The 12,123-nt window shown below is 51.8% G+C and carries 11 protein-coding genes and 1 rRNA gene; 7 read left to right on the forward strand and 5 right to left on the reverse strand.

From position 1 onward, the window contains the following. Positions 1-897, reverse strand: a complete 897-nt coding sequence (locus OGY13_RS20410) for a LysR family transcriptional regulator (RefSeq protein WP_213752135.1) — start codon at positions 895-897, stop codon at positions 1-3. A 102-nt stretch (positions 898-999) separates the two neighbouring features. On the opposite strand from OGY13_RS20410, the gene eamB reads away from it, so the two are divergent. Further along, on the forward strand, positions 1,000-1,587 hold the full coding sequence (eamB, locus tag OGY13_RS20415; RefSeq protein ID WP_008785502.1) for a cysteine/O-acetylserine transporter: 588 nt from the start codon (positions 1,000-1,002) through the stop codon (positions 1,585-1,587). 79 nt (positions 1,588-1,666) lie between these two features. Here eamB and grcA read toward each other — a convergent pair whose 3' ends face one another. Then, positions 1,667-2,050, reverse strand: coding sequence for an autonomous glycyl radical cofactor GrcA (gene grcA / locus OGY13_RS20420; protein WP_003037563.1), 384 nt, complete (start codon positions 2,048-2,050; stop codon positions 1,667-1,669). Between the two features lie 317 nt (positions 2,051-2,367). On the opposite strand from grcA, the gene ung reads away from it, so the two are divergent. Further along, on the forward strand, positions 2,368-3,057 hold the full coding sequence (gene ung / locus OGY13_RS20425; RefSeq protein ID WP_198802837.1) for a uracil-DNA glycosylase: 690 nt from the start codon (positions 2,368-2,370) through the stop codon (positions 3,055-3,057). Between the two features lie 33 nt (positions 3,058-3,090). Here the strand turns inward: ung and OGY13_RS20430 are convergent, their stop codons facing one another. Beyond that, positions 3,091-4,170 (reverse strand): tRNA/rRNA methyltransferase, encoded by a 1,080-nt coding sequence (locus OGY13_RS20430; RefSeq protein ID WP_020996710.1) that lies wholly within the window; start codon positions 4,168-4,170, stop codon positions 3,091-3,093. Between the two features lie 207 nt (positions 4,171-4,377). On the opposite strand from OGY13_RS20430, the gene trxC reads away from it, so the two are divergent. From trxC to OGY13_RS20460, 5 genes are all read left to right on the forward strand, one after another. Further along, a complete protein-coding gene (gene trxC / locus OGY13_RS20435; RefSeq protein WP_008785506.1) occupies positions 4,378-4,797 on the forward strand; it encodes a thioredoxin TrxC in 420 nt (139 codons plus the stop codon). 69 nt (positions 4,798-4,866) lie between these two features. Next, the gene (gene tapT / locus OGY13_RS20440) at positions 4,867-5,565 is read left to right on the forward strand and encodes a tRNA-uridine aminocarboxypropyltransferase (RefSeq protein ID WP_003835347.1); all 699 of its coding nucleotides are present in this window, start codon (positions 4,867-4,869) and stop codon (positions 5,563-5,565) included. 36 nt (positions 5,566-5,601) lie between these two features. Further along, complete coding sequence (locus OGY13_RS20445) at positions 5,602-8,262, forward strand: bifunctional acetate--CoA ligase family protein/GNAT family N-acetyltransferase (protein WP_213752133.1); 2,661 nt, start codon at positions 5,602-5,604, stop codon at positions 8,260-8,262. 114 nt (positions 8,263-8,376) lie between these two features. Then, positions 8,377-9,732: a CDP-diacylglycerol--serine O-phosphatidyltransferase gene (pssA, locus tag OGY13_RS20455; RefSeq protein ID WP_003835350.1), complete on the forward strand. Its 1,356-nt coding sequence runs from the start codon at positions 8,377-8,379 to the stop codon at positions 9,730-9,732. 32 nt (positions 9,733-9,764) lie between these two features. Beyond that, the gene (locus OGY13_RS20460; RefSeq protein ID WP_153687927.1) at positions 9,765-10,100 is read left to right on the forward strand and encodes a YfiM family lipoprotein; all 336 of its coding nucleotides are present in this window, start codon (positions 9,765-9,767) and stop codon (positions 10,098-10,100) included. Here the strand turns inward: OGY13_RS20460 and OGY13_RS20465 are convergent. Together OGY13_RS20465 and rrf are read right to left on the reverse strand one after the other, a co-directional pair. Further along, positions 10,097-11,395, reverse strand: coding sequence for an MFS transporter (locus OGY13_RS20465; RefSeq protein WP_186413089.1), 1,299 nt, complete (start codon positions 11,393-11,395; stop codon positions 10,097-10,099). The two genes, OGY13_RS20460 and OGY13_RS20465, sit on opposite strands and share 4 nt — an antisense overlap. A gap of 490 nt (positions 11,396-11,885) precedes the next feature. Beyond that, positions 11,886-12,001, reverse strand: a 5S ribosomal RNA gene (rrf, locus tag OGY13_RS20470). Positions 12,002-12,123: the final 122 nt, after the last annotated feature.

Below are 12,123 nucleotides of genomic sequence, written 5' to 3' on the forward strand. Positions count from 1 at the left end.
TTAGCCCGGCATTTTTTCACGTGATGCAAAACTCTCTTCAATGCACTCAAGAAACACCCGCATCGCCGGGCTAACGACTTTTCCGGCATGATAACCACACAATGCCGTAATTAACTCAGGTTGTTCACTGAACGGTAATTCAATCAACTCCCCTGAACGTAACTCTTTCTCGACGGCAAAATGCGGCAAAAAGCTGATCCCAAGATTTGCCGATACGCACTGCTTAATGCTTTCAATGCTCCATAACTCAATGGTATTTTCCAGCGTAATCTGTCGTTTACGCAGTAGCCCCTCGAAGCGTTGTCTGAAAATACATTGCGGCTCATTAATGATAAAACTGCAGTGAATGTGCTGGTTATGCTGAGTAAAATCAACGTGCTGAAGCAGTGGCGAAGCAACTAATGCCAGTGACTGATCGCCAAGCGGCATCAACTCCAGGGCATCGTCATTACCCACCCGATAAAAGACCCCCAGATCAACATCATCACTGAGCAATGCATCGCGAATGACATAACAGTTGAGCGACTGTAAAGACAGCCGCACATGGGGCGCACGTTGTTTAAATCGCTGTAAAACCTGCGGCATTTTATACGCCAGCAGCGTTTCGCCTGTTGCGACACGTAGATCGCCGCTCGGCTGCGCATCCTGATGTGCCGACTGTCGAATCGATGCCATCACGCGCGTCAGGTCATGGATATGCGGCATCAGCCGTTTTCCCTCACTGGTGAGACACATCCGGCGACCAATTTTTTCAAACAACTGCACCGAAAGCTCTTGCTCAAGCTGTTGAATATGAAAGGTAACCGTTGATTGCGTACAGCACAGTTTTTGTGATGCCCGCAGAAATGAACCCTCTTCCACCACCGTTTTTAGCGTAATAAACCGACGTAAATCCATCCGCACCAACCCATCGAAAATATCGAACTCAGAATGCAAAAACATTCATTTTTTTTAATATTTTGCCTCGGGTACTGTCTACCAAAACAGAGGAGATAACAAGTGACCCCCACGCTTTTAAGTGCATTCTGGACCTATACATTGATTACCGCGCTAACCCCCGGACCAAACAACATCCTTGCGCTCAGCGCCGCGACGTCACACGGTTTTCGTCAGAGTACACGCGTACTGGCCGGAATGAGTCTGGGCTTTTTAATCGTCATGATGATGTGCGCCGGGATTTCATTTTCACTGGCGGTCATGGATCCAGCCATCATCCATTGGCTTAGTTGGGCTGGGGCCGCTTATATCCTGTGGCTGGCGCTGAAGATCGCCACCAGCCCGACCTCGAACGATAGATTGCAGTCAGAGCCGATTAGCTTCTGGGCAAGTTTTGGCTTGCAGTTTGTTAACGTGAAAATCATTTTGTACGGCATTACCGCGTTATCCACGTTCGTATTACCGTACACTCAGGACGCCCACTGGCTGATTGGGGTGAGTATTCTGTTAGCGCTGATCGGCACCTTCGGGAATGCCTGCTGGGCGCTGGCGGGCCATCTTTTTCAGCGCGTTTTTTGCCGTTACGGTCGACAGTTGAATATCATTCTGGCGCTGCTGTTGGTGTATTGCGCGGTGAGGATCTTTTACTAACAAATGCAAAAAAGCGGAAGACGCACTGGCATCTTCCGCTTTTTGATTCTCTACTAAACGGGGTTATTCCCCGTGAGCCTTACAGGCTCTCAGTAAAGGTACGAGCAATAACGTCGCGCTGCTGTTCTGGGGTCAGAGAGTTGAAACGCACTGCATAACCAGAAACACGGATGGTCAGCTGCGGATATTTTTCCGGATGCTTAACTGCATCTTCCAGCGTTTCGCGACGCAGAACGTTCACGTTCAGGTGCTGACCACCTTCCACGCGGACTTCCGGCTGTACGTCTACCGGTACTTCACGGTATTCGATTTCGCCCAGTTTGCTGACTGCAACGACTTCATCAGCATTGAAACCTGCTTTCGCAACGATGCAGCGTGCTTCGCCTTTTTCGCTGTCCAGCAGCCAGAAAGAGTTCAGCAGGTCGTCGTTTGCAGCTTTAGTAATCTGGATACCTGTAATCATTTGATGCCTCCCCGGCAAAATTATTTGATCTCGGTTGGCCGTCATCCGGCCAATTGGTAAAACCATTGTTGCTTGAGTGTATATATACCCCTCACACACCCTTGAATCTTTGATTTAAATCAATAAAAACCATACATGAAAAGTGGTGATAGGTGGATTTTATTGTTTTACATCAACTTACGCCATGTGTGCAGCTAAACTTTTTACATAAATTTTCAACTATCTTTAAGGGGTAGACCATTGAGTAACGTACAGAATTTTGCGACGTCGAAAGAAGCAGTTAAGCTAGGGGGATTGAAAATTCGCAGGAGAGCGAGATGGCCACCGAATTAACCTGGCACGATGTGCTGGCTGAAGAGAAACAGCAGCCTTATTTTGTTAACACGCTGCATACCGTTGCCGGCGAACGTCAATCGGGTATGACAATTTATCCGCCGCAAAAAGATGTGTTTAACGCTTTTCGCTTTACCGAGCTTGGTGATGTGAAAGTCGTCATCCTGGGTCAGGATCCTTACCACGGTCCAGGCCAGGCACACGGTCTCGCGTTCTCTGTTCGCCCCGGCATTGCCACTCCACCCTCGTTGCTGAACATGTACAAAGAGCTGGAGGCAACGATTCCAGGCTTCACGCGCCCAACGCACGGATATCTGGAAAGCTGGGCACGCCAGGGGGTACTGTTACTCAACACCGTACTCACCGTCCGCGCCGGCCAGGCACATTCTCACGCCAGCCTTGGGTGGGAAACATTTACCGATAAAGTCATCAGTCTGATTAACCAACATCGGGAAGACGTGGTTTTCCTGCTCTGGGGTTCTCACGCACAGAAGAAAGGCGCGATTATTGATACGCAGCGTCACCATGTGTTGAAAGCGCCCCACCCATCACCGCTCTCTGCGCATCGCGGTTTCTTTGGCTGCAATCACTTTGCACTGGCGAATGAATGGCTGGAACAACGAGGTGAAAAGCCAATTGACTGGATGCCGGTATTACCCGCAGAAAGCGAGTAAAAAAATGCCAGCGATTCGCTGGCATTTTTATTATCAGGCTTTGTTCTGACGCCACCACTCCGCGAGCAGCACGCCTGTTGCCACAGAAACGTTGAGCGTTTCTACCTTGCCAGTGCCGTCAATCGCTATGCACAAATCGTCGGCTGAGCATGCTGCTTCTGGCAGAGCTTCACGCTCACGCCCTAATACCAGCACCATTTTTTCCGGCAGCGTGGTAGTAAACAGCGGTTTGCCTTTCGCGCTTGAGGTCATCACAACCGTGTAACCCGCCTGGCGGAAGTCGTCCAGCACATCAACAATGCTGTCGCCGGTAATCGGCTGAACGTGCTCTGCACCACCTTCAGCGGTACGGATGGCCGCACCTGATTCCAGCAGCGCCGCATCCTGAACCACTACGCCTTTCACACCGAAGTGCGCACAGCTACGCATCATGCCGCCCAGGTTATGCGGGTTAGCGATATCTTCCAGTGCCAGCACGCAATCCTGCGCCCCTGCCTGACCGACCCACTGCTTAACGGTAGTACCGTTACGTTTTTTGATCAGGAAACAGACGCCACCATGGTGTTCAGTGCCAGAGGCTTTCGCCAGCTCGGCTTCGTCAACCACGTGATAGGCTTTGCGGTTTGCCGCCATCCAGCGTAATGCTTCTTTAAAGCGCGGGGTTACGCTCTGAACAAACCAGGCGCGGACGATGGCGTCCGGACGACTCTGGAACAGAGCCTGACAGGCATTCTCACCGTAAACACGGGTTTCTTCCGCACGCTGACGGCGTAATACTTCAGGATCGATAAAGCTCTTACCGCTAATACCGCCGTGATCGGCTTTATCCGCTGCGTCATCATTCGGTGCGCGGGACACGGTACGCCACGGTGAATCTTCACGTCTGCGGTCACGTTCTACATCGCGGTCACGACCACGTTCACGACCGCGTTCGCTGTTCGGACCCTTTCGGTCATCACGGGCAGGGCGACGACCGCCTTCGGCTCGGGAAGTACCGGGGCGACCACCGCCTTTGCCAGTACGTGGATTTTGGGTGCGTTTATCCGAGTCATCGTCACTGCGGACGTACATCACTTTGACCTTGCCGTTTTTGTTCTTCAGTTCGTCGCTCATGTTTTTCTCCACCTGCTCTGCGCGAAGCGCGCAGATTACCCGATGTGCACGTCGTTAGCCATTATTTCATTTAAAAGCTAAGGACTATTGTACTCATTGAATAAAACGCATTGTTGTTTAGAACAGACTCCCCGATAATATGTAACATAATAGAAACATACTGGCGTTCCTGCCGTGAAGTCCACTCCACTCATCCAGAGGTTAGTTATGAATACCGTTTGTACCAGCTGCCAGGCTATCAACCGCATCCCCGACGATCGTGTCCAGGAAGCGGCTAAATGCGGACGCTGTGGTCACGACCTGTTTGATGGGGAGGTGATCAATGCGACCGGTGAGACACTGGATAAACTGTTAAAAGACGATCTCCCGGTGGTCGTTGACTTTTGGGCCCCCTGGTGTGGTCCATGTCGTAACTTCGCCCCGATTTTTGAAGATGTCGCGGAAGAGCGTAGCGGTAAAGTGCGTTTTGTTAAAGTGAATACGGAAGCCGAGCGTGAACTCAGCGCCCGTTTCGGTATCCGCAGTATTCCGACCATTATGATTTTCAAAAAAGGGGAAATTGTCGACATGCTTAACGGCGCTGTACCAAAAGCCCCATTTGATAGCTGGCTTAACGAATCATTATAATCTCTACGGGGCGCATCTTGTGCCCCGTTTTCACCTCTGCGACAATAGCGTTTTTCAACGTGTTTCCCCATGACCGATAACGCTGTTCTTCAGTTACGCGCAGAGCGCCTCGCGCGCGCCACGCGTCCTTTCCTTGCCCGAGGTAATCGCGTTCGCCGCTGTCAGCGCTGCCTGCTGCCGCAGAAACTCTGCTTGTGCGCAACGCTGGCACCCTCTGAGGCAAAAAGTCGCTTTTGTCTGGTGATGTTTGATACCGAGCCGATGAAGCCCAGCAACACGGGGCGTTTGATTGCTGATATTCTGCCCGATACCACGGCTTTTCAGTGGTCACGCACCGAGCCGCCGCAGGCGCTGCTGGAACTGGTGAAAAATCCGGATTACCAGCCGATGGTTGTATTCCCGGCCTCCTATGCGGGTGAAGAGCGTGAAGTGATTTTCACGCCACCAGCCGGTAAGCCACCATTGTTTATCATGCTCGACGGTACCTGGCCTGAGGCGCGTAAAATGTTCCGCAAAAGCCCGTACCTCGATAACCTACCGGTGATCTCCGTTGATTTATCACGCCTTTCTGCTTACCACCTGCGTGGCGTTCACGCTGAAGGGCAATATTGCACTGCTGAAGTGGCCATCGCCTTGTTGGATCTGGCGGGAGATACGCAAGCCGCAGAAGGGTTAAGCGATCATTTCACTCGCTTTAAAACCCGCTACCTGGCAGGAAAAACTCAACATCAGGGAAGCGTCACAGCAGATTCATCAGAAAACGTTTAAAATCATTCGGTCACTGGTGTCATTAAGGAAGCCGATATGAGTCAGCGTGGTCTGGAAGCACTACTGCGACCGAAATCCATTGCGGTGATTGGGGCGTCAATGAAGCCTAATCGCGCGGGTTACCTGATGATGCGTAACCTGCTTGCCGGCGGTTTCAATGGACCTGTTTTACCGGTGACGCCCGCATGGAAAGCGGTGCTGGGCGTACTGGCATGGCCCAATATCAACAGCCTGCCCTTTAGCCCGGATCTCGCCGTGTTGTGCACCAATGCCAGCCGTAACCTGGCGTTACTCGAAGCGCTTGGCGAGAAAGGCTGTAAAACCTGCATTATTCTCTCAGCTCCCGCGGCGCAGCACGCAGAGCTGCAGGCCTGCGCATCACGCTACAACATACGTTTGCTGGGCCCCAACAGCCTGGGACTTCTCGCGCCCTGGCAAGGGCTTAACGCCAGCTTTTCCCCCGTCCCGATTAAGCGCGGCAAGCTGGCTTTTATCTCTCAATCCGCTGCCGTATCCAACACCATACTCGACTGGGCACAGCAGAGAGAAATGGGCTTTTCTTACTTTATCGCGCTGGGTGATAGCCTGGATATCGACGTTGATGAGCTGCTGGATTACCTGGCGCGCGACAGCAAAACCAGCGCGATATTGCTGTATCTCGAGCATTTAAGTGATGCCCGACGCTTTGTTTCCGCCGCCCGCAGCGCCTCGCGCAATAAACCTATTTTGGTGATTAAGAGCGGTCGTAGTCCAGCGGCGCAGCGTTTACTGCATACCAGCGCCGGGATGGACCCTGCGTGGGATGCCGCTATTCAGCGTGCCGGTTTATTACGCGTGCAAGACACTCACGAGCTGTTTTCGGCGGTCGAAACCCTGAGCCACATGCGTCCACTACGTGGCGACAGGCTGATGATCATCAGCAATGGGGCCGCGCCTGCCGCACTGGCATTAGATGAACTGTGGTCAAAAAATGGCAAGTTGGCGACGTTGAGTGAAGACACCTGCCAGAAATTACGCGATGCATTGCCTGAACATGTTGATATCGCCAACCCGCTGGATCTGCGTGATGACGCCAGCAGCGAACACTACGTTAAGACGCTGGATATTTTGCTCGCCAGCCAGGATTTCGACGCGCTGATGGTGATTCATTCACCCAGCGCAGCCGCTCCCGGAACCGAAAGCGCACTGGCATTGATTGAAGCGGTAAAGCATCACCCCCGAGGAAAATTCGTCTCGTTGCTGACCAACTGGTGCGGAGAGTTTTCCTCTCAGGAAGCCCGCAGACTGTTTAGCGAAGCCGGACTGCCCACCTACCGCACGCCGGAAGGTACCATCACCGCATTTATGCATATGGTGGAGTATCGGCGAAACCAGAAGCAGCTACGAGAAACGCCTGCGCTGCCTGACAGCCTGACCTCCAACACCGCCGAAGCGCATAATCTGTTACAGCGTGCGATTGCTGAAGGAGCGACATCGCTTGATACCCATGAAGTGCAGCCGATTTTACAGGCTTATGGCTTACACACGCTGCCAACGTGGATCGCCAGCGACAGCGCGGAAGCCGTACACATCGCGGAGCAAATCGGCTACCCGGTGGCGCTCAAGCTGCGTTCTCCTGATATTCCGCATAAATCAGAAGTTCAGGGGGTGATGCTCTACCTGCGTACAGCCACTGAAGTGCAGCAGGCCGCCAATGCAATTTTCGATCGGGTAAAAATGGCCTGGCCGCAGGCACGCATTCACGGCTTATTAGTGCAAAGTATGGCGAATCGCGCCGGCGCTCAGGAGCTTCGCGTTGTCGTTGAACACGACCCGGTATTTGGCCCGTTGATTATGCTGGGTGAAGGTGGTGTTGAGTGGCGACCGGAAGAGCAAGCCGTGGTGGCATTGCCGCCATTGAACATGAATCTGGCGCGTTATCTGGTGATCCAGGGGATCAAAAATAAAAAGATCCGCGCGCGCAGCGCACTGCGCCCTTTGGATATCGCCGGGTTGAGCCAACTTCTGGTGCAGGTCTCCAACCTGATCGTCGATTGCCCGGAAATTCAGCGTCTGGATATTCATCCGCTGCTGGCCTCGGCCGGAGAATTTACCGCGCTGGACGTTACGCTGGATATTGCCCCTTTCACGGGAGATAACGAAAGCAGACTGGCTGTACGTCCCTACCCTCATCAGCTTGAAGAGTGGGTGGAGTTGAAGAACGGCGAGCGCTGTCTGTTCCGCCCCATTTTGCCGGAGGATGAACCTCATCTTCAGCAGTTCATTTCTCAGGTGACAAAAGAAGATCTTTATTATCGCTATTTCAGTGAGATCAACGAATTTACCCACGAAGATTTAGCCAATATGACGCAGATCGACTACGATCGGGAAATGGCCTTTGTTGCGGTGCGTTGTAAAGATAATCACGAAGAGATCCTCGGCGTAACGCGAGCAATCTCGGATCCTGATAACGTAGACGCTGAGTTTGCCGTACTGGTTCGTTCCGATCTCAAAGGGCTTGGACTGGGTCGCCGATTGATGGAAAAATTAATTGCCTATACTCGAGATCACGGACTTATACGTTTGAATGGTATTACGATGCCGAACAATCGTGGGATGGTCGCCCTGGCCCGAAAGCTCGGGTTTGTTGTTGACGTCCAGCTCGAAGAGGGAATTGTTGGGCTAACGCTTAATCTGGCCCAATGTGAGGAATCGTGAGTAAGGTACTGGAAATGTTGACCACATTAATGGGTACTGGTGGTATCATTGCCCGCTTATGTCGTCTGCATAGCACAGAGGACCCTTCAATGAACAGAGAAGAAATGCACTGTGATGTTGTCAAAATTTAAGCGTAATAAACATCAACAACACCTTGCCCAACTACCCAAGATTTCTCAGTCAGTTGATGATGTAGATTTCTTTTATGCTCCCGCTAATTTCAGGGAGACTCTGCTGGAAAAAATAGCCAGCGCGACGCGACGGATCTGCATTATTGCGCTGTACCTGGAACAGGATGACGGTGGTAAAGGCATACTTGACGCTCTCTATGCGGCAAAACGGCAGCGTCCTGAACTGGATGTCCGGGTGCTTGTCGACTGGCACCGAGCCCAGCGCGGTCGTATTGGTGCTGCGGCATCCAATACCAATGCTGACTGGTATTGCCGAATGGCGCAAGAAAACCCTGGTATCGATATTCCTGTCTATGGCGTTCCGATTAACACCCGCGAAGCGCTTGGCGTCCTGCATTTCAAAGGCTTTATCATTGATGACAGCGTCCTGTACAGCGGGGCCAGTCTGAACGATGTTTACCTGCATCAGCATGATAAATATCGCTATGACCGTTATCAGTTGATTCGCAACGCGCAAATGGCCGATATCATGTTCGATTGGGTGACGCAAAACCTGATGAACGGTCGCGGCGTTAACCGTCTTGATGATATCAACCGCCCTAAAAGCCCAGAAATTAAAAATGACATCCGCCTGTACCGTCAGGAACTGCGCGATGCGTCATTCCATTTTCAGGGTGATGCTGATAACGAACAGCTTTCGGTTACGCCTCTGGTGGGCCTTGGGAAATCCAGTCTGTTAAATAAGACCATTTTCCATCTTATGCCCTGCGCAGAGCACAAGCTCACAATCTGTACCCCTTATTTCAACCTGCCCGCCATACTGGTGCGCAATATCATTCAACTGCTGCGTGAAGGGAAAAAGGTTGAAATCATTGTCGGTGATAAAACCGCCAACGACTTTTTCATCCCGGAAGATGAGCCATTCAAGATCATCGGTGCGCTGCCTTATCTGTATGAAATAAATCTGCGCCGTTTCTTGAGCAGATTGCAGTATTACGTGAATACCGACCAGTTGGTCGTGCGCTTATGGAAAGATGATGACAATACCTATCATCTGAAAGGTATGTGGGTTGATGATAAATGGATGCTGCTCACCGGCAACAACCTTAACCCTCGTGCCTGGCGTCTGGATCTGGAAAACGCCATCCTTATCCACGATCCTAAGCAAGAGCTCACCCCTCAGCGCGATAAAGAGCTGGAGCTTATCCGTACGCATACTACCGTCGTTAAGCACTATCGCGACCTGCAAAGCATTGCTGACTATCCGGTCAAAGTGCGTAAGCTCATCCGTCGACTACGCCGTATTCGTATCGACAGATTAATTAGCCGTATTCTGTAATCAAGACCCCGTCCAGTGACGGGGTTTTTCATATGGAGGCAACGGTGCGCCTGTTCATTCTTACCAGTATCCTTGCCATTTCGGGCTGCAGCCATATGGCTAACGACCAGTGGAGCGGGCAAGACAAAGCTCAACACTTCATCGCCTCCGCCATGCTTGCCGCAGCCGGCAATGAATATGCCCAACATCAGGGCAACAGCCGCGATCGCAGTGCGGCTATCGGCCTGATGTTCTCAGTCAGCCTGGGTGCGTCAAAAGAGCTATGGGACAGCCGTCCCGCAGGGAGCGGCTGGAGCTGGAAGGACTTCGCCTGGGATGTTGCAGGCGCATCTACCGGCTATGCGGTCTGGCAACTGGCACATTACTAGAGGCGCAGACCTTTCCCTTTCCCATGCAGCATTAGCGATACTAAAAACGCAACTACTGCCAGCGCAGTGACGTACCAGAAGAATGTCGTTTCCATACCGACAGACTTCAGGGACAACGCGACATATTCGGCTGAACCGCCAAACAGCGCATTGGCCACCGCATAAGATAAGCCGACCCCAAGAGCGCGTACCTGTGCCGGGAACATTTCGGCCTTCAGAATACCGCTAATTGACGTATAGAAACTGACGATTAACAGAGCACACATCACCAGAGCAAACGCCATATACGGGGATGTTACGCTTTGCAATGCTGTCAGAATGGGAACGGTGAAAATCGCGGCCAACGCGCCAAAACACAGCATTGAAGTACGCCGGCCAATTTTATCTGACAAGGCGCCGAACAGCGGTTGTACCAGCATGAACACACACAGTGCCGCCGTCATAATCCCACTGGCTACGTTGGCATGCATACCTGCTGTATTAACCAGGTACTTCTGCATATAGGTTGTGAACGTATAAAAACACAATGATCCCGCGGCGGTAAAACCAAGCACCATGACAAAAGCTTTGCGATTACGCCACAGACCTTTCAGGGAACCCGCTTCTTTCAGCGCGCGAACATCCTGTTTCGAGGTTTCATCCAGTTGGCGACGCAGCCATAGCGCAACAATAGCCAGCACGGCGCCCAACGCAAATGGAATACGCCAACCCCACTCTCTGAGCGCTGAGTCTTCTAACGTGTGCTGTAATATGACCACAACCAGTAATGCCAGTAACTGTCCGCCGATTAACGTTACGTACTGGAATGAAGCATAAAAACCTTTCTTACCTTCAACGGCGACTTCACTCATATAGGTCGCGCTGGTTCCGTATTCACCACCGACAGATAACCCCTGGAATAGCCTTGCCAGCAGTAATAGCGCAGGCGCCCAGGTACCGATAGTTTCATATCCCGGTAGACAAGCGATCACCAACGATCCCATGCACATCATACAAACGGACAGCAACATGGACTTTTTACGCCCGTGCTTATCCGCGATACGGCCAAACAGCCAGCCTCCAATTGGTCGCATCAAGAAGCCAGCGGCAAAAACGCCAGCGGTTTGTAAGAGTTGTGTGGTGGTATTTCCTGATGGAAAAAAGATATGAGCAAAATAAAGAGAGCAGAATGAATAGATATAGAAATCAAACCATTCGACCAGATTCCCTGATGATGCTCCGACAATCGCCCATATACGACGACGGGTATCGCCGTCTGCCAGCACCCCGTTCTCAGTTACACTACTATCAGCCATTAGAATTGTACCCCTGCCAACGATCGCGTGAATTTATCAATGATGGTTGTGTGTTTTTTGGTGAACATAATGTTATATAATTGTTATATCTTATTGTGCGGTAAAGATCACGATTTTAATTAGCAGAGAAAGGATTCAGATATGTTCGAGGGAGAGATCCGTGTAGTAGATCGAGACAGTGTGCTTTTGTTGGTCGATTAAGGCTGTTACGCCGCATCCGGCAATGTACCGCCGCGTTGCCTGATGCGCTGCGCTTATCAGGCCTACAAAATACATTCAGCCCGGCCCCTGCAGGCCGGATAAGGCGGCACGCCGCATCCGGCAATGTACCGCCGCGTTGCCTGATGCGATGCGCTTATCAGGCCTACAAAATACGTTCAGCCCGGCCCCTGTAGGCCGGATAAGGCGGTACGCCGCATCCGGCGGTTTTCATTCCGCACAGACGCAAAAAAGCCCATCCGGCAGGATGGGCTTTTTCACTTTAATTAATGCCTGGCAGTTCCCTACTCTCGCATGGAGAGACCCCACACTACCATCGGCGCTACGGCGTTTCACTTCTGAGTTCGGCATGGGGTCAGGTGGGACCACCGCGCTACAGCCGCCAGGCAAATTCTGTTTATCAACACACCTCCTGGGCATGTCGATGTCATCTGTAATCAAACTGAATCTTGTGTCTGTCTCTTCGCCAAAACATCTTCGGCGTTGTAAGGTTAAGCCTCACGGTTCAT

Origin of the sequence: Citrobacter sp. Cpo045 (genome assembly GCF_030332875.1) — a bacterium.
In the GTDB taxonomy this organism is placed as follows: Bacteria; Pseudomonadota; Gammaproteobacteria; order Enterobacterales; family Enterobacteriaceae; genus Citrobacter; species Citrobacter portucalensis.

Excerpts from the sequence above, each read along its gene's own strand:
- OGY13_RS20445 (WP_213752133.1), top strand. The coding sequence starts at position 5,602 with ATGAGTCAGCGTGGTCTGGAAGCACTACTGCGACCGAAATCCATTGCG.
- pssA (WP_003835350.1), top strand. The coding sequence starts at position 8,377 with ATGTTGTCAAAATTTAAGCGTAATAAACATCAACAACACCTTGCCCAA.
- grcA (WP_003037563.1), bottom strand. The coding sequence starts at position 2,050 with ATGATTACAGGTATCCAGATTACTAAAGCTGCAAACGACGACCTGCTG.
- ung (WP_198802837.1), top strand. The coding sequence starts at position 2,368 with ATGGCCACCGAATTAACCTGGCACGATGTGCTGGCTGAAGAGAAACAG.
- OGY13_RS20430 (WP_020996710.1), bottom strand. The coding sequence starts at position 4,170 with ATGAGCGACGAACTGAAGAACAAAAACGGCAAGGTCAAAGTGATGTAC.
- trxC (WP_008785506.1), top strand. The coding sequence starts at position 4,378 with ATGAATACCGTTTGTACCAGCTGCCAGGCTATCAACCGCATCCCCGAC.
- OGY13_RS20460 (WP_153687927.1), top strand. The coding sequence starts at position 9,765 with ATGGAGGCAACGGTGCGCCTGTTCATTCTTACCAGTATCCTTGCCATT.
- tapT (WP_003835347.1), top strand. The coding sequence starts at position 4,867 with ATGACCGATAACGCTGTTCTTCAGTTACGCGCAGAGCGCCTCGCGCGC.
- OGY13_RS20465 (WP_186413089.1), bottom strand. The coding sequence starts at position 11,395 with ATGGCTGATAGTAGTGTAACTGAGAACGGGGTGCTGGCAGACGGCGAT.
- OGY13_RS20410 (WP_213752135.1), bottom strand. The coding sequence starts at position 897 with ATGGATTTACGTCGGTTTATTACGCTAAAAACGGTGGTGGAAGAGGGT.